Here is a 21,026-nt window from a genome sequence, read left to right as displayed (position 1 = left end):
GAAATGGCAGCGCTATTACCCAACGTGCTCCCGCGGCCATGTGCGATTGCTGGGCGCCGCATGAGCGCCACGCTCGCGATTGTCGGGGCCGGCGCGAAGGCGGCGGCGGTGGCCGCGAAGGCGGCGGTGCTACGCGAGATGGGCGTCGAGGTTCCTGAGCTGGTTGCCATCGAGTCAACCGGGGTGGCCGCGAACTGGCGAGCCGGCGGCGGCTGGACCGACGGCCGGCAGCGGCTGGGTACCAGCCCCGAAAAGGACGTCGGTTTCCCCTATCGGTCGGCGCTGTGGCCGGGCCGCAACGCCGAAATCGACGAGCGGATGATTCGGTTTAGCTGGCAGTCTTTTCTGGTCGACACCGACCAATTTGTCGGCTGGGTGGACCGGGGCAGGCCGTCGCCGGCCCACGACACGTGGGCGCAGTACTTGCGCTGGGTTGCCGACCGGGCTGGTCTGGAAGTCGTTGGTGGCGAGGTAGTTCAGCTGTCGGTCGACGAATCTCGCTGGGTGGTGCATACGGCCGACTCGAGTCTGACCGCAGACATGGTGATGTTCACCGGGCCTGGCCAGCCGGAAAGATCGATCCTTGCCCACGATCCGCGGGTGCTGTCGATTGCCCAGTTCTGGCACCGCGCGGCACAACATGAACGGATTGTTGCCGAACGCGTCGCGGTCATCGGCGGTGGCGAGACCGCCGCATCAATCCTCAATGAGCTGTTTCATCATCGGGTTTCGGCGATCACGGCCTTCTCGCCGCAGGCGACCCTGTTCACCCGCGGTGAGGGCTTCTTCGAAAACTCTCTGTTCTCCGATCCCGCCGGGTGGCGCAATCTGGCCCTGTCGGAACGGCGCGACTGCATCGCTCGCACCGACCGTGGGGTGTTCTCGGCGCGCGTACAGGAATCCCTGCTCACCGACGAGCGAATCCGGCATATGCGCGGGCGGGTTGCTCGTGCGGTCAACCGCGACAACCGAATCTGGCTCACGCTGTCCACCGACTGCTGCGGTGAACCCCGCGAGACCTTGCATGACTTCGACCTCGTCATCGACGGTTCCGGCGCCGACTCGTTGTGGTTTCTATCGTTGCTGAGTCAGGATGCGGTGGACTTGCTGGAGCTGGGGCTGCAGGCGCCGCTGACCTGTCAGCGGCTCGAGGAATCCATCGGTGCCGATCTGGCTGTGTCCGGCGTTGCCCCGAAAATGTTCCTGCCGAATCTGGCCGGCCTCAACGAAGGTCCGGGATTTCCGAATCTGAGTTGTCTGGGTCTGCTGTCCGACCGCATCCTCAGTGCCGAACTCGGCCTAGCGCCCGCACCGGTTGGGACCAATCGGTCAAAGGGGAGAAGCGATGAGTACCAATCCGTTTGATGACGAAGACGCCATGTTTTATGTGCTGATCAATGACGAGGAACAGCACAGCCTGTGGCCGACATTCGCCGATGTGCCCGCCGGCTGGCGGGTAGCGTTCGGCGCGGACACGCGCGCCGATTGCTTGTCCTACGTCGAGCAGCACTGGGCCGACATCCGGCCCAAGAGCCTGCGCGACGCGATGGCCGGCAACTAACCGTTCACCGCGAACCGAGCTGGGCAAGCACGTCGGCGATCGACGCCCCGCCGAGCAGATCCGAGACCTCTAGCTCGTGATCAAACTCGGCCTTGACGCGCCGGCGTAGCTCCAGCGCCTGCAACGAATCCAGTCCGAGCGCGACCATGGGCACCGACGTGTCGATCGGCTCGGCGCGCTCCGCGCCAATCGCTGCGGCCAGCAGGCTGCTGAGTCGTCCCGGTAGGTCCGCCGGCTCGGCCGGCGCAGCGGTCTCGCTGACGGGCGAGAGCAGCTCTGATACCAGCGGGCCGTAGCCAAAGGTTTCCAGTACCGGGCGGGCGCGATCGAAGTTGAATGCCGCGACGATGGCATTGCGGCCGAGCCGCTGCATTCCCAACGCGATCGCCTCGGCGGGCGGCATCGGGATCACACCGATGGCGGCCAACTGCGCCATGCTCGAGGCATCGAGATCGAAATGCACGGTCCACTGGCCCCACTGCACGGAGACGCAGTCCAGCCCCTCGGCCCGCAGCCGGTGGGCCATCGCGTCCAGCATTCGGTTGGCCGCGGCGTACATGACCTGTCCGCGACCACCGATGGTGGCCCGTGCCGAAGAGCACAAAACGATGCGACAGCCATCAGTCCTGGGGAAAGCGTCCAGGACCTGCCCAATGCCGACAACCTTGGCGTAGAGCGCATTGTCGGCGTCATCGGTGGTGATGTCGGAGAACTCCACCGACGCATAAGCCACGGCGGCATGGATGATCAGATCCGCCGGTGTGGACCGGTGCTGCGCTGCCAACCGCGATACCGCAGCGGGGTCACCCACGTCGCATCGGGTGACAGCGATCTGGGCGGCTGTCGCCGAGCGGAGCTGCGCCAGGCGCTCCGCCACCGCAGCAGACTCGCCTGATCTGCTCACCAGAGTGATTCTCCGTGCGCCGCGGTGGGCGAAGTGGTCGCAGAATTCGAGCCCGAGGTTGCCGGTCCCGCCGATGATGAGCACGTGTTCTGGACACGCGCCCGCACCGTGCACCACCGCGCCCTCGCCCGCCACGATCCGTTTGGCATAGAAAGCGCCGTCGCGATATGCCAGCTCCGGTTCGTTGGCTGTGTGCAGCGCCGCCACAATGGGATGCGCCCAGTCCTGGGCCGTCGCTCCGGCCGGCAGATCCAGGTGGCGGAATCCCACGTCCGGGTGTTCGGCGCCGATGCTGCGAAAGCCCGCGCTTGCCGCCGCGTGCACCGGATCTGGTGGCCCATCCGCGGCGGTCGCCGCCTCACCGCCCACCGTCACCAGCCAGCAGTCGGTGACCCCGGTGTCGACTCCGGGCCACCACGCCCGGTTCGAAAAGAATCCTCCGACCTCGGCGGCGGCGGTGCGGCCATCCAGTTTCGGTGTTTCCGGAAGCAGAATGACCAGTGTGTTGACATCCGCTCCGGTGCCGTCATTTTCGCCATTGACCACCCGAGCCGTGGCCCCGGCCTGGTGGGCCGCGGCAGTCATCGCGGTGGCGAGCTGGGCGCAGGCTCCGGTGGGGTCAACAATCCCGACGACCCGTGGCGGCGTAAGCGAGCGCTGCGAGAGCCGCACCCATTCTTCGACCAGCAGACGCGCCGGTGTGGTGTCCGCGGTCGCGTCGGGGACCGACGGTGCTGCGGGAGCAACTGATACCGACGGCGGCTGACGACGGGGCAGCACCTCGCCATAGGGCAGCCACAACCGGATCTCGTTCATCCGGGTGTTGGGAAAGTCGAGCAACGGTAAGGCCTGGGCGCCGTCCGGCTCGGCGCGCAGACACTCCCATGGGTAGTTCAGGTCATGCACGGCCAGCTGGGCCAGATTGCGGGTGAATTCGCCCAGATCGGTGGCGGTGCGTTCGGAGGTTCCTACCACCATGGCGGGGCGGTCATAGGCTTCGTCGCGCAGGGCGGCCAGATTCTCGTGAATCGCCAACTGCAGCGTCGGATGCTCGGCCAGTTCGACGAACGTTTCGACGTCACGTTGCACGGCGGCGGCGATTGCCTTGTCGAACCGAACGATGTTGCGCAGGTTCCAAAACCAATAGTCACCGACAGGGAGCTCCGACGTGATGGGCGCGCCGAGAGTGGCCCCGAGGCAGTCGATGTCGGTGTCGACAAAACTTGGGTGCTGCAGTTGGTCTTGGATGGCTGCACGAAGTTTGTCGGCACCGTCGTGGATCAAGCTGGTGTGTGCGGGATAGCGGACCCGGATAACCCGGGCGAAGGTGCCGCCCTCGGTCAAGGTGTCCACGATGCCCTGAACCGTTTCCCGTTCACCCGAAATACCTACCATGCGTGGGGAATTGACCACGGAGAGCTGCGCCCAGCCGGAGCATCGGGCGAGTAGGTCCTCGCACGTTTCCCGGTCGGCGGCGACGATGGCCATGGCGTAGTCAGCAGCAGCGAACTCGTCGGCGGCGTGGGCGCGGATACCGATGACGCGCACGGCGTCCTCGAGGGTAATCGTGCCGGAAACGTAAGCCGCGGCGACTTCCCCTTGGCTGTGCCCGATGGTGACGTTGGGCGGAATGCCGAATGATCGCCACATCGCCGCCAGTGCGGCCATCTGGGTGAACAGCGCCGGCTGGACGATGCCGGCGCTGCCATCATCCTGAAAATTCTTGTCGAGCAGATAGTTTCGCGGTGACCCGCAGGATTGTGCTTCGAACGCCTGGGCGCAGCGATCTACCTCGGCGCGAAACGCGGGCACCGATTCGTAAAAGAGCTGTCCCATACCGGGGCGCTGGCCTCCCTGCCCGGGAAAGACATAGCCGATGCGACGGCGGATGGCCGCCGGGTCGGTACGAATCAGGGCGGGATGCTCGTATCGGTCGATCATCGCCTGCAGGGCGTCGATCAACTCCGCACGCGTCCTGACCATGGCCAGGGCCCGGTGCCGGCGAGCGGCCCGCGTCCGAAACAGCATGGCGGAGATCGGGCCGGGGGTGAGGTCGGGATGAGCTGCGACATGGTCACGCAGCGCTGTGGCCTCGCTGTCCAGTAGCTCGGGCGTGTCCGCCGAGAGCAGGACGGGAATGGTGCCGTCCGGCAGGCGGTAGGCGGCCGCGCTCACTGTCCGACTCCGGTAGCCGGCATCGAAATGATGGCATGGGCATTGGCGCCGCCCGCACCGAACGAAGACACGGCACCGTAGCGAACACCGTGTTTGGGCTCCCACTCATGTAGTTTCGTCGCCAGCCGCAGGCCGGTCAGATCCCAGTCCACCGTTTTGGTTGGGTTGTCCGCGAAAAGTGTTGGCGGAATCTGACCGTGTTGGCCGGACAGCAGCAGCTTGATCAACGCCAGGATTCCGGATGCCGCCTGCGAGTGTCCGGCATTGGACTTGATCGACCCGAGCAGGGCTTCCGACCCCGCAGCGCCGTAGGTCTTGAACAGCGCGATCAATTCGACTGGGTCGCCGGCAGGCGTTGCAGTGCCGTGTCCTTCGATCATTCCGACCTCGACCGGATCAATTCCCGCCACCTCCAGCGTCTTGCGAATAACCTGCTCTTGCGCTCGTACCCGGGGAACCAAGATTGGCTTGCCTTTACCGTTGTGGTTGGTGCGGATGGCCGCGATACGTCCGTAGATTCGCCGGCCCTCTCGCCGTGCTCGTGATTCCCGCTCGACGAGAACCATTCCCGCGCCTTCCCCCCACACGGTGCCGGTGGCGTTATCGGAATAGGCGCTGCAATGCCCGTCCTCGGAAAGGGCATTGAGTCTCGCGAACTCGTAAAACGCTCCGGGCGAACCCATCACGCACACGGCGCCGGCAAGCGCCCATTCGCACTCGTCCTCCCGCACCGCCGTGGCGGCCAGGTGCAGTGCGGACAATGACGAGGCGCACGCCGTGTCGACACTGATCGAAGGACCGATCAGGCCAAGACTGTGCGAAATTCGGGCGGCGCCCCCCAGTTGGCCCAGCGAGGCGATCCGATGACCGCTGTAGGCATCGGCTACCGATGCCCGTGGTCCGTACTCCATTGGCGACATGCCGACGAAACAGCCGCCCTCTGCCCCGGCAGTCGAGCCGGGGTTGATTCCGGAATTCTCCAGTGCCTTCCACGCGACTCGCATCGCAACCCGTTGCTGGGGATGCAACACGATGGCCTCGCGGGCGCTGATACCGAAGAAGCCAGGGTCGAATATGGTTGCTCCATCCAGGAATCCGCCGGAATCGCAAACCTGCCCCCAACCTTCCAGGTCGGATACCGACAACAGATCATCGACGGGCCAGCCGCGGTCGCGGGGAAAGGGACTCAGTAGTTCCCTGGATTCGGCAAGCGCTGCCCACAAAGAAGCCGGGCTGTCGATTCCGCCGGGTGCCTCGACGGCCATTCCGGAGATGACGATCGGGTCGGCTGCTCCGGCGGATCCGTTGGTGCTCATGCTTGCTGCCCGCACTGTGCGCTCGAGGCCAGCAACGCCGCGACGGCGTCGATGTGTGACCGCAAGTAGAAGTGTCCCCCGTCGAACATGGTGACCTTGGCGGTATCGGTGTGCTTGCCCCACCCGTAGAGATCGCCCAGTGTGATGTAAGGGTCCTGGTCGCCGCCCATGGCGTGAATCGGCGTCGCCACCTTGATGTCCTCGGCGCACGAGTATGTGTCAAAAGCGTGGTAGTCGGCCTTGATCACGGGAAGTGCCAGCCTCATGAGTTCGCGGTTGCTGAACACGTCCGTATCGGTGCCCTCGAGCGCGCCCAGATGGTTGAGGATTTCTTCGTCGTCGCTGGGATGTGCCGGCTTGGCCGCCGCGTTGCAGGGGGCCACCGCGGCGGAGACGTTGAGGTGCCGCACATCGATACCGTTGGCTTCGGCCAGGCGGACGAACTCGAACGCGACCAGCGCCCCCATGCTGTGGCCGAATGTGATGATCGGGAGTCCGCGATTGTGCTCCGATGCCGCGAACTCGCTGAACGCGCCGGCAGCAATCTCGGAAATGGCGGCGCACGAGGGTTCAGCGGCCCGATCTTGTCGCCCCGGGTACTGAAAGACAATGACGTTGAACGTCTCGCTGAGGACCTTCGAGAACTCGCGATATGCCGACGCGCCCGCCCCGGCATGCGGAAAGACGAGCAGCGGAAGGCTTTCGGGGGCATCCGGTTCGTGGAATTGCCTGACCCACCCTAGTTTGCGCGCCATGCAGCACTACCTCTCACTCGACCACTTCGCTCGTTGCGACAAGTTCTCGTTGTTGTGCGCACCGGTTCCAGCTCGCCGACCGCCGGTTTCGGTGCCGCCGCGGTTGGGCTCATCGGCGTTGCCGGTCACGGATCATCAGCGCGGCCCGCTTGTCCGGTAGATCAAGGTCGGCGGTGCGCTCGAACCCGGCACGTTCGAGCGCCCGGATCATTCGGGTGTTGTTGACGTCGGGCTCGGCGATGACACGGTCTGCGCTCGGATCCGCATCCAGCTGCCACGTCGAGACGATGCGCAGCAGATCCGCGGCGAGGCGCCGTCCCCGGCATTCGGCGGGACCTAGCAAACTGTGCAGGCCGGCATCGTGCTCGCGCGCGGCGTAGTGGCGGGCGAGCGGATCCAGATCGGCACGGTAGAGCTCCCAATAGCTGATCGGGGCGCCGTCTAGCAGGCCGAGATAAGGGACGGAATGCGCGCTGCAGTGTTGGTCGAACAGATACGAGGCGATCTGGGGCCGTGGCCACGGCTTGCGCCAGAAGCGCGCCACTTCGGGATCGTTCATCCAGGAATGCATCAAATCGAGGTCGCCCTCGGGGTCCAGCCGCCGCAGCGAGAACTCGCCCGAGAAGGCCTCATGATCCAGCGCGGCGCGACATTGTTGCAGGTCAAGCGCGTTCACTAGGTACCTCCCGACCATCTGGCCCGGATGGCCCGCCATCAGCGCCTGGGGCGCAGGATCGATCCGGTCTCTGTCTTGCCGTGATAGCCGCGACGGGCCGCAACAGCCATTCAACTTAGCGAAGGCTAGCATAAGCCTGGTTTGGCGAAGGCTGTTCGGCATGCAGGGGCTTGCCCCCGGACAGCGCGCGGGCGTTGACGAGTTGGAGGGGTTGGTTTGATGCGCGTCGTGTCGCTTGATTTCAGACCTGGGAAGCCGGGGCCCGCAGGTTCTGATTGGTCCGGCGCAGCGACGGTGAGGAGTGAGGCTAACCATGGCAGGTGATGTCAGGACTTTGCAGGATCGCCGCCGGGAACTGTTGCGCCGGCGGATCGCCGAGAGCGGATTGGCGGCGGAGCAGTCGAGCGACCAGCCACGTATCTGCCCGGGAGAACGTTATCGTCTGTCGGACGGCCAGCGCCGCATGTGGTTCCTGCAGACGATGGACCCCGATGACGTCACGTTGAACATCTGCGTCGCGTACCGGCTGACTGGCCTGGTGGACGAGGACCGCTTGCATACCGCCGTCAACGATGTGGTTGCGCGCCATGCCATTTTGCGCACCACCTACGGGGTGGACACCGAAGGGGAGCCATACCAGGTATTTTCCGACGACGTTGAGGTCGGGTGGCGACGTGAGGATCTGACCCGGCTGCCCGAGGCCGGACATGAGCAGCAGATCGAGAGTCTGGCGGCCGACGAGTTCGGCCGTCCCTTCGACTTGACCAACGAGTTGCCGCTGCGGATCACCGTGATACGTACCCGCGCGGACGAATTGGTGTTGCTTCTGGTCGTGCATCACATCTGTTGGGACGACGATTCCTGGGAGGTCTTCTTCGGCGAGCTCAGCGCCGCCTACAACGATCTGCCGATCAACGACCCGGCAGCACAGTTCCTCAGCGTTGAGGTGCTGCAAAACTCTGCGGCTCCTAGCGTGGCCGACGTCGGCTACTGGGCGGAGACATTGCGTCCGCTGCCGGAACCGCCGGAGCTTCCCGGTGTGTCCGGTGCGAATCCCTGCAGGCGGGCGCAGCGTCGAGTTCGGCCGCTGCCCGCCGGCCTGTTCAGCAGGGTCGAGGAATTCGCCAGGAAGTGCTCCGCGTCACCGTTCATGGTGTTGCTCGCGGCATACGGCGTGCTGGTGCGCCGCTACACCGGAGCATCGGATTTTCTGGTCTCGGTCCCGGTCACCGAACGCAGTGGTGCCGCCGCGGGTGCCCTCGGATACTTCGGCAACACGTTGCTGCTGCGGATCACGACACGGTCGCAGGACACCTTCACCTCATTCGTCAACGAGGTACGGGAAACCTGTCTGGCCGGCTTCGCCCACCAATCGGTGGGCATCGACCGGGTGGTACGCGAAGCAAACCCGGAGCGAATGGGACGCGACGGGATGGACCTGCTGGTCCGACTCGGTTTCAACATGCGCAAGAGCGCCGGTGGCCTTGCGTTGGACGGCGTCGTGGTGCGCCAACTCGGCCTCGGTGCGGTAGCCGCGCATCTTCCGCTCTCGTTGACGATCGCGCTCGACCCCGATGATGTCTCGGTCGAATTCGAGTATCAGCAACAGCTGAGCTCTGTGCTGGTCGACCAGATGCTGGCCCATTACCTACAGCTGGTGGACAAAGCGCTGGCTGAGCCCGAGCGGCCGCTGTCCAGCCTGGACATCCTCGGCGCTGGCGAACGCGATAGCGTGCTGGCCCAGTCGCATGGCGAGCTTGTTGAAATGCCTGCCACCACGATGGTCAAGCTGCTGGAAGCGACCGCGTCGGCAGCCGGGACGGCCACAGCGCTGGCATTGGTTTCGGACGAGGCCGAACTGACCTACAGCGAACTACACCGGCGCGCGAATCGTTTGGCGCGCTGGTTTATCGGCCAAGGCTTCGGGCCTGAGGACATCATCGGGCTGCGGATGGCCAACTCGATCGAGTTCATCGTTGCAATGCTGGCGGTGCTCAAGGCCGGTGCGGCCTACTTGCCGATCGATCCTGCCTACCCCGACGAGCGCATCGACTACCTCATCACCGACGCTCGTCCGCAGACGGTCATCGGGCGGCCCGAACTCGACGTTGCCGAGCGGGCCGCGGCCGATAACTCGGATCTGCCACTCTCTGATGGCGACCGGCTAAGTCCCTTGCGCCCTGGGCATTTGGCCTATGTGATCTACACATCCGGCTCCACCGGCCGGCCCAAAGGGGTGGCGGTGTCGCATCACGCGATCGCCGAACATGTGCAGGGTTTCGTCGCCGAGTGGACCATGACGGCCGAAGACCGGTGGCTGCAGTTCTCGTCGGTCAGCTTCGATGCTTCGCTGGCGGATATCTTCGTCACATTATTCCTTGGGGCACAGCTGATCGTGCCCAAGCCGGATGCCTTCGGCGACATCAGCTATGTCGCGGATCTGATCAGCCGCCGCGGCGTCACGGTGTTACACCTGGTGCCTTCCATGCTGAGCACCCTGCTACTGCTGCCCCAGGTCCAGCAGTGGCGGCAGTTGCGCCACGTTCCGGTCGGCGGAGAAGCGCTTCCCGGTGAGGTGGCGGACAGATTCGCCGGCTACTTCGACGCGGAGTTGCGCAATCACTACGGGCCGACCGAGGCGGTGGTCTGTTCCACACACATGGTGGTCACGGGCTCGCATGGTGCCCGAGTGGTGCCGATTGGTGTGCCAAACCGCAACGTCTACGCATACGTGCTTGACGAGCAACTCCATCCGGTACCGGACCAGGTGATCGGTGAGCTGTATCTGGGCGGCAGTCAGTTGGCGCGTGGATATCTGGGACGGCCAACTCTGACCGCGCAACGCTTCATCGCCGACCCGTTCAATCCCGGCATGCGGCTGTACCGAACGGGCGATCTGGTTCGCCGCAACCATTGCGGTGAGCTGGAATTCGTCGGCCGCGCCGACGAGCAAGTCAAGATCCGCGGCTTCCGCATCGAACTTGGCGAGGTCGAATCCGTGATCACCACGCATCCAGCGGTACGGCACTGCCTCGTCGTCGCGGAAGAAACCGAGGCCGGACCCATGCTTGCCGCGTACCTGGTGCCGGCGGCGGCCCAGGTCGACCTCGAGGAGATCCGGGCGCACACCGCAGCGGCAGTGCCCGAGTACATGGTGCCCGGCGCGTTCGCGGTGATCCCAGAGATCCCGATGACGGTGAGCGGCAAACTCGACAGGCGGGCATTGCCCGCGCCAACTCCGATCGCGACCCGACGCTACCGCGAGCCAGAGACGGCCACCGAGCGGTGGATATGCTCGATCTTCGCCCAGCTGTTCGGCCGGCAGCGGGTCGGCGCCGAAGACTCCTTCTTCGGGCTGGGCGGCCATTCGCTGCTGGCGGCTCGACTCGTTGCCCAGATTCGGGCCGAGTTCGGTGTGGACCTGACTGTGCGCACCATCTTCGACGCTCCGACTCCGGCCGGGCTGGCGGCCCGCCTGGTGGAACGGTTCCGCAACGATTTCGAACTCGACCTTGATAACTTGGCCGCCGACGACATGCCGTTGGATCCGAAACGGGCCCGCCCCGGATTCGTCAAATCGGCCAGGCCACAGTGGCTTCCACTGTCCCACTCCCAGCTCGCCGCCTGGTTTCAGTACCGGATCGAGGGCGCCCGCGAAGAGTTCAACATGCCTCTCGCGCTTCGCTTCGAAGGTCCACTGGACTCGGTCGCACTCGCCGCGGCACTCAACGATGTGGTGGCCCGCCATGAGGCGTTGCGCACCAACTTCGATGAGCACGAAGGCGTTCCGTATCAGATCGTGCACCCGAGCCGGACGGTGCAGCTAGCGGTCCGTGCGATCGACCAGGACGAGTTCGACGACGTATCGACTCAGCTACGCCGGCATGTGTTCACCCCGGAGTCCGGGCCGTTGCTGCAAGCCAACCTGTTGGTGCTGGGGCCGGATACGCACGTGCTGTTGTTGATCGTGCACCACATCGTCAGCGACCACGCGTCGCTCGAGATTGTTTTCGACGACCTGATCGTTGCCTACCGGGCCCGACTGCAACACAACGCGCCGCAGTGGGACATCCTGCCCATCCAGTTTGCGGACTACGCGGTGTGGCAACGAAACACGTTCGAGTCCAACTGGGGACAGACCGAACTCGACTACTGGCGCGATGCGTTGGCCGGACTGCCGGACGAGATTTCGGTGGCAACTGACCGCGCGCGTCCACGTGTGCTCGGCAAGCGCGGCGAGGTAGTGCAGTTCAGTGTCCCGGCGGCCCGTCGTTCTGCACTTACCCAACTCGCCGAGCGCAACGGCGCGACCGAGTTCATGCTCTATCAGGCCGCTCTGGCCGTCGTCCTGCACAAGCTCGGCGGCGGCACCGACATCGCGCTGGGCAGCCCGGTGGCCGCCCGGGTGGAACCGGCCACCGCGCAGCTGGTCGGTCTGTTCGCCAACGTCGTGGTGCTGCGCACCGACCTATCCGGTGATCCGACGCTGCGCTCCATACTCGTCGGCAGTCGCGACACGGTGCTCGATGCGTTGGCACACCAGGAGCTTCCCATTGAGCGGTTGGTGGAGGCTCTCAACCCACCACGCGCGCTGTCGCGCAATCCGTTGTTCCAGAACATGCTCAACTTCCGGGGCGAGGACTGGGCGCTGGTCCCGCGCGATCTCACCGGAAGGGGCGAAACCACGGTTGTGCCACTTCCGGTGAACTTCGAAGTCGCCCTGCTCTTTCTGGCCATTGGGATGAGCGTGACACCGAGTGGAGAACTCGACGTGCAGGTCATCGCCAACGCCGACCTCTACGAACCCGCGACGGTTGCGCTGATCGCCGATGCATTGGACGCCGCACTCGCTGCGTTCGCGACAACACCGGACCTCCCACTGTCGGCGGTGCAGCTGCTGCCCAGCGCTGACTTGGCAAAGCTGCTGGCCCCACCGCTGCCGGCCGGTCCCGCGGCGTCGCAGCCGGTCGCCGCTGGATCCGCGGAAACCGAGCGGCGGCTGACCGCCATGCTGGAGGAGTTGCTCGAGATCACCGGCATCGATCGCGACGAGAACTACTTCGCGTTGGGCGGCGACAGCATCATCGCCATCAAATGGTCGGCTCAAGCCGGTGCGCTGGGGCTGCCGTTTCCCCCGGCCATGGTGTTTGAGCACATGACCATCGCTGAGCTGGCCGCCGCCGTCGACGCGGCCAACGGCGAGCCCGTGGTCGAGGCGGATCCGCCACCGGCGCAGGAATATACGCCGATGAGCGCATCCGGCTTGGCTCCCGATGCATTGGCCAAGCTGAGCGCATCCTGGCTGCAGCAGGGAAGCGCATCGTGACCGCGGCTGCCCCACAGATCGAGGACGTCCTTGCCCTCAGCCCGCTGCAGGAGGGGCTGTTCGCGTTACACCAGCTGGCCGAGGACGGCGTCGACCTCTACAGCATGCAGTTCGTGGTCGATATCGACGGACCGGTTGACCTCGAATTGCTCCGTCGCAGCGCGCAAGCCATGCTGGACCGCCATCCCAATCTGCGCGCCGCCTTCTGGGATCGTGATGTGCCCAAGCCGGTGCAGATTGTGCCCGTCCATGCCGCGCTGCCGTGGTCCGAGCGGGTGGCGACACCGGCGGAATTTGACTCCATCGCACGCTCGGAGCGACGCCGTCCGTTTGATCTCAGCCGTGGACCGGCACTGCGGGTGGTGGTGCTCAGCGTTCCTGGCGAGACCAAGCGCCGGATGATCTTCACCGCTCACCACATCCTGGTGGACGGTTGGTCACTTGCGGTGTTCTTCACCGAACTGCTCGCGGTGTACCGAGCGGGGGGAGCGGCCGACGCGCTTCCGGCCGCGCGCCCCTACCGCGACTACATCGTCTGGCTCGCCAAACAGGACAGGTCGGCCGCGCTCGCCGGCTGGATGGACTATCTGCGCGGGGTGTCCGAACCGCTCATGGTGGCTTATGAGGCCACGGCGGGGCAGAGCAAGCCGGGGAAAACGGAACTGTTGTTGCCGGCGGCCGACACTGCGCGCCTGCGACAGTGGGCGGGGCGCCATGGCCTCACGCTGAACACCGCGGTGCTTTTCGCCTGGGCAGTCGTGCTGAGCAGGCTGACGGACCGTCGTGATGTCGTGTTCGGCACCGTTGTCTCCGGCCGTCCTGACCAGCTGCCCGGGGTGGAGACCATGGTCGGGCTGTTCATCAACGCCGTACCGGTCGTCCACTACGTGAGTGGTACGGAAGCTGTGGTGGCGCAATGCACTCAGGTGCAGCGCCAGTCATCGGCGATGCGCGACGTCAGTTACCTGAGCTTGTCGGAAATCCAACGCGAACATGGCCGCGGCCCCCTCTTCGACTCCCTGTTCGTGTTCGAGAATGCGCCGATCGACGACGCCATCCGCCCGGCCACCACACCCGACGGCGCCCAGTTCCTTCCCGTGGAGATGGAAAGCCTGACGCACTACCCGCTGACCGTGGTCTCGCACCTGCGCGAGGACGAGTTGCTGGTGCTGATCGAGGCCATAGCCGAGGCGCTGCCGTATCTTCCGGCCGCCGAAATTGGCGAGCGAATGCTGACCGTGCTGCGTCAACTTCCCGATATCGGCGACGGCACTCCCGACGACCTGGACATTCGGACCGCGGCCGAGCTGAAGGCACATGGCCTCCTTGCCGCGAGGTCGGCGCCCACCTTCGATACGACGGTGTGGGAAATGTTCGAGCGTCAGGTGCAAACCACACCGGATGCCGTCGCCCTGACTGCCGCGGGTGGTGTGCGCCATACCTATGCCGAACTGCACGCGCGGGCCTGCCGGCTGGCGGGGGAGCTAGCCGAGCACGGAGTCGGCCCGGAAACGGTTGTGGCGCTGGTGTTGCCGCGCTCGGAGCGATCCATCGTCGCGATTCTGGGGGTGCTGGCCGCCGGTGGGGCCTATCTACCCGTAGACGTCACCCTTCCCAGTGCGCGCGTCGAATCTATTGTGCGTCAGGCTAGCCCAGCGTTAGCCATCACCGAAGCCGACTATTCGCAGCTGGTCGGCACCGCCGTGCCGACCTTGGCGCTCGATGATCCCGCCGCGGTGGACAGTATTTCGCGGCGCAGCGCTGCCGCGCCCACCGTCGACCGTCGACCGGAACAGTCCGCCTATGTCATCTTCACCTCCGGATCAACCGGTGAACCCAAGGGTGTCGTCGGTACCAACGCCGCGGTGTTGAGCTATTTCGCTGACCACGCCGAGCGCGTATACCGGGCAGCCCGCGCCCGCCTAAGCCGGCCGTTGCGCATCGCTCACGCCTGGTCGCTGAGTTTTGACGCCTCGTGGCAGCCCATGGTCGGCCTGCTCGACGGGCATGAGATCCATCTGTTCGACGCCGATGAGATGCGCGACGCGGATCGCCTGGTGGAAGGCATCGCGATCGGTCAGATCGACATGATCGACACCACCCCGTCAATGTTCGTCCAGCTAAGTGCCGCCGGGTTGTTGGATCACAACCTCTCGGTTCTTGCCCTGGGTGGCGAGGCGATCAACACCGGGCTGTGGGATCAGCTTCGTGGGCTATCGCAGATGGCGGTCTACAACTGCTACGGGCCGACCGAGATGACGGTTGAGGCGGTGGTCGCCGCGGTCAAGGACTATCGGAAACCGACGATCGGTACTGCCAACGCGGGGACTTTCGGTTACGTCTTCGATTCGGCGCTGCGGATGGTGCCCGACGGCGTGGTGGGGGAGCTCTACCTGTCGGGGGCGCAGCTGGCCCGGGGCTATGTTGGCAGACCTGGGATGACGGCTGCTCGCTTCGTGGCCGACCCGCTGCGTCCGGGTCAGCGCATGTATCGGACCGGGGACTTGGTGCGCCGGTTGTCCCATGGTGGCTACGCCTACGTGGGCCGCGCCGACACCCAGGTCAAGATCCGCGGCTATCGCGTCGAGGTCGGCGAGATCGAGGCGGCACTGCGCGGCCAGCCCGGCGTGCATGACGCGGCGGTTTCGGTCCTGCGTCAGCAGGACCGCACCAGCCTGGTCGGTTTCGTTGTGTGGCAGGACAATATGCACGAGGACCTGATCAAGCTGCGCGCCGGTCTCACCGAGCGCCTGCCGTCCTACATGGTTCCAGCGCGTATCGTGACGCTTCCGCGGCTGCCGGTGAATGCCAACGGCAAGCTGGATGGTCACGCATTGGATCGGCTGGCCGAAGACGCATTGACGAGTGTCTCCGGGGGCACAGCGGTATCGGCGTCGACTGACACCGAACGCGTGTTGTGCGAACTGTTCGAAGAGCAGCTCAACGCTGTTCCGCACATCGATGATGATCTGTTCCTGTTCGGTATGGACAGCATCGTGGCAATCTCGTTGGTCCACAAGGCGAGACGGCAGGGACTTCGAGTGGACCCGCGGATGGTGTTGACCGCTACGACGATTCGCCAACTCGGTGCCGCAATCGATGCCGCGGTGGACTCGCAGGACGCCCCGGCCGACGCCGACTACGGTGCGGTGCTGCCGCTGCCGATGGTGTCCTGGCTCTACGAATACGGCAACTACCGCCGATTCACCCACACCGTGTTGCTGCGGCTACCCTCGGGCATCGACCGCTCGTCCATCGAACTGATGCTGCAGCTGCTGCTCGATGGACACGACACCTTGCGGTCAATTTTGACCGAAACCCCAGAGGGGCCGCGGCTGGTCACTCGCTCGCCCGCGGCGGTGCGTGCCGAAGACGTGCTGACCCGTATCAGGTTGCCCGAAGGCTCCGATGACGAACTGGCCTCGACCGTCGCGCACGCCGCGCGGGTCGTGACCGACCAGATCGACCCATCCGCCGGTGCGATGGTGCGCGCCATCTGGTTCCGCGGCACCGAACATCGGGCTGACCCGGCGAATATGTTGCTGCTCACCGCTCATCACCTGGCCGTGGATGTGGTGTCCTGGCACATCATGCTGGCCGACCTCGCCGCGGCGTGGCGCTCGCTGCAGGCGGGCACGCCACCGAAGATATTGCCGGAGTTCACCTCCTACCGCCGGTGGTGCGAGCTGATGTGGCACCGGGCTTCGGCGCCGCAAGTACAGGACCAGCGCGACTACTGGGCGGCCCTGGTGCGCGAACCCGATCCGGCGTTGGGCCTGCGCTACCCGGACCCGACTCGCGATACCTGGTCCACGCTGCAACTCACGCGGGCAGCCATTCCGGTCGATGTCACGGAGAGGGTGCTGGGCGCGGTCAGACGCGACCAAGGCGTGCGCGAACTATTGCTGGCCGCAACAGCGATGGCGGTGGCAAGCTGGCGTCGGGTCCGTGCTCAGGATCCGGCGGCGGGGGTCCTGGTCGCGTTGGAGGGCCACGGGCGCGCTGATGCCGTACTCGATACCGACACCACCAACACCGTCGGCTGGTTCACCAACGCATTCCCGGTGCGCCTCGGCGCGGGCGCGGCGGCGGTGGATATCGAGCAGGCCGAGCGGGATCCGGTGGCCGCCCAGGACCTGGTCCATTCCGTCGTCAGCCACCTCGAAGCGATCCCGAACGACGGTTTGGACTACGGCTTGCTTCGGTACGTGGACGGCGTTGCCGAACTGGTGGACGCGGTCGATCCGCAGATCCAGTTCAGCTATCTGGGGCGCCTGGACCTCGGCGGCGTCGCCGATCAACCGTGGTCGCTGCTGACCGGGCCCTACCTCGACGCGCTTCCGATTGATCCGGAGCCGGATCTGCCCCTGCGTTTTGCGTTGAACCTCAGTGTGTTTGTCGGCGTGACAGCCGAGGGCACCCAACTGATCGGCAACTGGCGCTGGAGTGACGCGGTGTTCGAACGCTCCGACATCGACCACCTGACCGGCCTGTGGCAGCGCGGCATTGCCGCGCTCGCGGCCGGGTTGGACTAGGCGCCGAGTCAATAGACTGGTCGGAAAGGACTGGGATGGAGCCGCTCAGCACGGAGTGGATTAGCCGGGACGAGATCAGGGCCGCGATCGCGGCCCAACTGGATTGTCCCGCGGCAGATGTCGCCGACGACGACGATCTCATTCAGCTAGGCCTGAACTCGATCCGCATGATGTCGATGGCCGGACGCTGGCGCAAGCGCGGAGCCGACATCACCTTTGCGCAACTCGCCGCCACCGCGACGGTGCAGTCCTGGCACGAACTGCTCAACGCCGACCAGCTCGGATGTGCGGTAACTGCACCGGCCGACCGCCCCGAGTTGTTGTTGGAACCGGAGGCACCACAAGCCCCGTTCCCGTTGGCAACGATGCAGCACGCCTACTGGATCGGTCGCGCTGACGAACAAGAGCTCGGCGGCGTTGCCGCCCATCTCTACGTTGAATTCGACGGAACCGGAATCGATCCCGAGCGGCTGGAACGTGCCGTGTCCGACCTGGTTGCGGTGCATCCGATGCTGCGTACCCGATTTCTCGCCGACGGGACGCAGCAGACGATGCCCAGCCCGGGTAGGCCGGTGTTCGCCCTGGTCGACCTTCGGGGGCAGAGTGCGGACGAGGTTGAGTCCGCACTGCTGCAGATGCGTGAGCGTAACGGGCACCAGCGCCTGGCAATTGAAGACGGTCAGGTCATCGACTTCACGCTCACGCTGTGGGATGGCGACCGCAGTCGCCTTCATCTGGACGTCGACATGCTGGCCGGTGACGCGATGAGCTATCGGGTGTTGGTGTCGGACCTGGCGCAGCTGTACCGGGGCGCGACGCTGCAGTCTCCCGGCTTCAGTTACCGGCGTTATCGCACCGAATACGAACCGGACAGGGCGACGCGCGAGCGGGACAGGCAATGGTGGCAGCGGCGGTTGCCGGAGATGGCCGGCGCGCCGCAACTGCCGACCGTGGCCGTGCGAGAACCCGGGGCGCCGCATCGGACCGAGCGCTACGAGCACTGGCTGGCGCCGGAAGCCAAGCAGCAGCTGATGGCCGGGGCGCATGCGCGCGGAGTCACGCCGGCCATGGCGTTGGCCGCGGTCTTCGCCGACACCATCGGCGGTTGGTCGGAGCAAGGTAAGTTTCTGCTGAATGTGCCTTTGTTTCAACGCGAATCGGTGCACCCGGACATCGATCGAGTGGTTGGCGACTTCACCTCGTCGATCATGCTCGAGGTCGACGTCACCGAAGACGTTTCGGTTGCCCAACGAGCTCGAGACATTCAACGCAGGATGTACGAAAGCGGTTCACACGCTGCCTATTCCGGTCTGGAAGTGCTGCGCGATCTAGGGAGGTACCGCGGCGAACCGATGCTGGCGCCGGTGGTGTTTACCAGCGCTCTCGATCTCGGTGAGTTGTTTGCCGATGAAGTGATCGAGACCTTCGGAGACCCGGTCTGGATCATTTCGCAGGGGCCCCAAGTCCTGCTGGATGCTCAGGTCACCGAGTTACGTGGCGGGTTGCTGGTCAACTGGGATGCCCGCGAATCAGCATTCCCGCCGGGACTGATCGACACGATGTTCAACCGGTTTACCGATGCGGTCAAGCGGTTGGCCGACGGCGACGCTGGCTGGGACGCCTCGGCCCCGGTGCAGTTGCCCGCCGCGCAGGCCGCGACCCGTGCAGCGACCAATGCAACCGATGGACCAGCCAGCGAAAAATGCTTGCATCAAGGATTTTTCGAGCACGCCGCGGCCAATCCGGACGCGCCGGCGGTGGTGTGGGATGTGGGCGATGACGGGGGTGTCTGGAGCTACCGAGAATTGCGCAGGCAGTCGCTTGCCGTCGCCGCAACGCTGCACGAGTGCGGGGTGCGACCGGGCGACGCGGTCGCCGTGCAATTGCCGAAGGGGCGTGCTCAGATCCCGGCTGTGCTCGGAGTTCTTGCCGCCGGGGGTACATATGTTCCGATCGGCTTCGACCAGCCGGAGGCGCGGCGCGCCAAGATTCTTCAGACCGCCGACGTTGTCGCGGCGCTGACCGTCGAGGGCGCGAGGATGGGCGACGCAATCCCGTGCGTATCCATCGATACGGCACGCGATAATCCGAAGCCATCGCCGGAGCCGGTCTTTCCCGATATCGGCGAGATCGCCTACGTGATTTTCACTTCCGGCTCCACGGGCCTGCCCAAGGGAGTCGACGTACCGCACAGCGCGGCGATGAACACGATTGACGCCGTCAACGAGTGGTTCGGCGTTGGCAGCGCCGATCGCGTGTTGGCGCTGTCCGCGCTCGAGTTCGATGCGTCGGTGTATGACATCTTCGGCATGTTCGCGGTCGGCGGCTCACTGGTCGCGGTTGACGCAGAGCAAAAATCGGCGCCGACCACCTGGGTGGAATTGCTGGTGCACCACCGCGTGTCAATCCTCAACTGTGTGCCGAGCATGCTCGACATGATCTTGGATCTCGGTGGTGATCGGCTGGGCAACTCCTTGCGGGCCGTCACGCTCGGTGGCGACTGGGTGGGCGCTGACTTGGCCCGCAGGCTAGCCAGGCAGGTTCCGGGATGCCGGTTCTCCGGTCTGGGCGGTGCGACAGAGACCGCGATCCACAACACCATCTGTGAGGTGGTGGGCGAACCACCAGCGCACTGGGCGACCGTGCCGTTCGGGCGTCCGCTGCGCAACGTACGTTGTCGCATTGTGTCGCCGTCGGGCCGCGATTGCCTGGACTGGGTAGCCGGCGAGTTGTGGGTCGGCGGCGCGAATGTCGCTGCGCGATACCGCAATGATCCGCAGCGCACCGCGGAGCGTTTCGTAGAGCACCAGGGGATCCGCTGGTACAAGACCGGTGACATGGCCAGGTATTGGCCCGATGGCACCATCGAGTTCCTGGGGCGTGCCGACCATCAGGTGCAGATTCGTGGATACCGCGTCGAGCTCGGCGAGGTGGAGAACGCGCTACGTGCCGTTTCCGGAGTGCGTCACGCCGTTGCGGCCGTAGTCGGTGCGAGCGCACCCAAGTTGGTTGCCGCCGTCGCGGCGGATCCCAATACGGTCGGCGATATCACCGCCGTACTGGCGGATCTGTTGCCGAGCTACATGGTGCCCACCCGCACGGTATTTTTCGAAAGATTCCCGCTGACCGCGAACGGCAAGCTGGACCGCCGAGCGGTGACCGCATTGCTGGAACCCGAAGCCTGCACAACCGAAGACCGGGCTCCACGCAACGACGTGGAGGCCGCGCTTGCCGAGATCGTGGCCGAGGTGCTCGATCAGGCCTCGATTGGCGTGCACGACGATTTCTTTGCTCTGGGCGGTGATTCGGTGCTTGCCACCGCCGTGATCGCGCGGATCCGCGACTGGCTGGACATCGATCACGTCGTGGTCGCGGACCTATTCGCGGCCAGAACGGTGGGTGCCCTGGCGCAGCGCCTACAAGACCGGGAGGCGGCACGCGGTACGCCGGAACGGCTATCGGTGATTGCCCGCCACTATCTTGACGTCGCGGCTTTGACCGATGAAGAGGTGCTCGCCGAAAGCTAGTACTTCATCGACACAGGCCGCGTGTCGATGAAACCTTTTGCGATTCACCATGAAGACGCCTCAACATGGACCGGCGATGGTCGGCATTAACGATTTCGGCGGTCATACCGATATCCTGGCGACCCGACCTCTCGTCCGGGTGGGCGACTCTCATAGCCGGCACACAGGTGTGCCACACCCTAGCCCTGGTATTCGCGGTTAGTTTGGAAGCGGCGGAACCGGGGAAATACAGACGAGACCACAGTCGCGAC

At 65.2% G+C, this 21,026-nt stretch carries 9 protein-coding genes; 5 read left to right on the top strand and 4 right to left on the bottom strand.

What is annotated here, in order from left to right:
* Positions 1-60 precede the first annotated feature (60 nt).
* Both mbtG and SHTP_RS17950 read left to right on the top strand, forming a co-directional pair.
* Complete coding sequence (mbtG, locus tag SHTP_RS17955; RefSeq protein WP_096371329.1) at positions 61-1,365, top strand: NADPH-dependent L-lysine N(6)-monooxygenase MbtG; 1,305 nt, start codon at positions 61-63, stop codon at positions 1,363-1,365.
* Entirely contained in the window at positions 1,346-1,561 is a 216-nt protein-coding gene (locus SHTP_RS17950; RefSeq protein ID WP_011741377.1) for an MbtH family protein, read from the top strand. The genes mbtG and SHTP_RS17950 overlap by 20 nt, the downstream gene beginning before the upstream one ends.
* Before the next feature lie 4 nt (positions 1,562-1,565).
* Here the strand turns inward: SHTP_RS17950 and nbtC are convergent, their stop codons facing one another.
* From nbtC to SHTP_RS17930, 4 genes are all read right to left on the bottom strand, one after another.
* Positions 1,566-4,640: a nocobactin polyketide synthase NbtC gene (gene nbtC / locus SHTP_RS17945; protein WP_096371328.1), complete on the bottom strand. Its 3,075-nt coding sequence runs from the start codon at positions 4,638-4,640 to the stop codon at positions 1,566-1,568.
* Positions 4,637-5,956 carry a beta-ketoacyl [acyl carrier protein] synthase domain-containing protein gene (locus SHTP_RS17940; RefSeq protein WP_096371327.1) on the bottom strand — a complete coding sequence of 440 codons (1,320 nt, stop codon included), beginning with the start codon at positions 5,954-5,956 and terminating at the stop codon, positions 4,637-4,639. The genes nbtC and SHTP_RS17940 overlap by 4 nt, the downstream gene beginning before the upstream one ends.
* Positions 5,953-6,711: a thioesterase II family protein gene (locus SHTP_RS17935; RefSeq protein ID WP_012395308.1), complete on the bottom strand. Its 759-nt coding sequence runs from the start codon at positions 6,709-6,711 to the stop codon at positions 5,953-5,955. The genes SHTP_RS17940 and SHTP_RS17935 overlap by 4 nt, the downstream gene beginning before the upstream one ends.
* A 109-nt stretch (positions 6,712-6,820) precedes the next feature.
* On the bottom strand, positions 6,821-7,387 hold the full coding sequence (locus SHTP_RS17930; protein ID WP_020725936.1) for a GNAT family N-acetyltransferase: 567 nt from the start codon (positions 7,385-7,387) through the stop codon (positions 6,821-6,823).
* A gap of 313 nt (positions 7,388-7,700) precedes the next feature.
* On the opposite strand from SHTP_RS17930, the gene SHTP_RS17925 reads away from it, so the two are divergent.
* The 3 genes from SHTP_RS17925 to SHTP_RS17915 are packed head-to-tail and all read left to right on the top strand — an operon-like array spanning position 7,701 to position 20,775.
* A complete protein-coding gene (locus tag SHTP_RS17925; protein ID WP_096371326.1) occupies positions 7,701-12,713 on the top strand; it encodes a non-ribosomal peptide synthetase in 5,013 nt (1,670 codons plus the stop codon).
* Positions 12,710-17,248: a non-ribosomal peptide synthetase gene (locus SHTP_RS17920; RefSeq protein WP_096371325.1), complete on the top strand. Its 4,539-nt coding sequence runs from the start codon at positions 12,710-12,712 to the stop codon at positions 17,246-17,248. The genes SHTP_RS17925 and SHTP_RS17920 overlap by 4 nt, the downstream gene beginning before the upstream one ends.
* A gap of 35 nt (positions 17,249-17,283) precedes the next feature.
* The gene (locus SHTP_RS17915; protein ID WP_096371324.1) at positions 17,284-20,775 is read left to right on the top strand and encodes a non-ribosomal peptide synthetase; all 3,492 of its coding nucleotides are present in this window, start codon (positions 17,284-17,286) and stop codon (positions 20,773-20,775) included.
* Positions 20,776-21,026 lie beyond the last annotated feature (251 nt).

Origin of the sequence: Mycobacterium ulcerans subsp. shinshuense, from assembly GCF_002355775.1 — a bacterium.
GTDB classification, from domain to species: domain Bacteria; phylum Actinomycetota; class Actinomycetes; order Mycobacteriales; family Mycobacteriaceae; genus Mycobacterium; species Mycobacterium marinum.
This window is presented reverse-complemented; position numbering and strand designations above follow the sequence as displayed.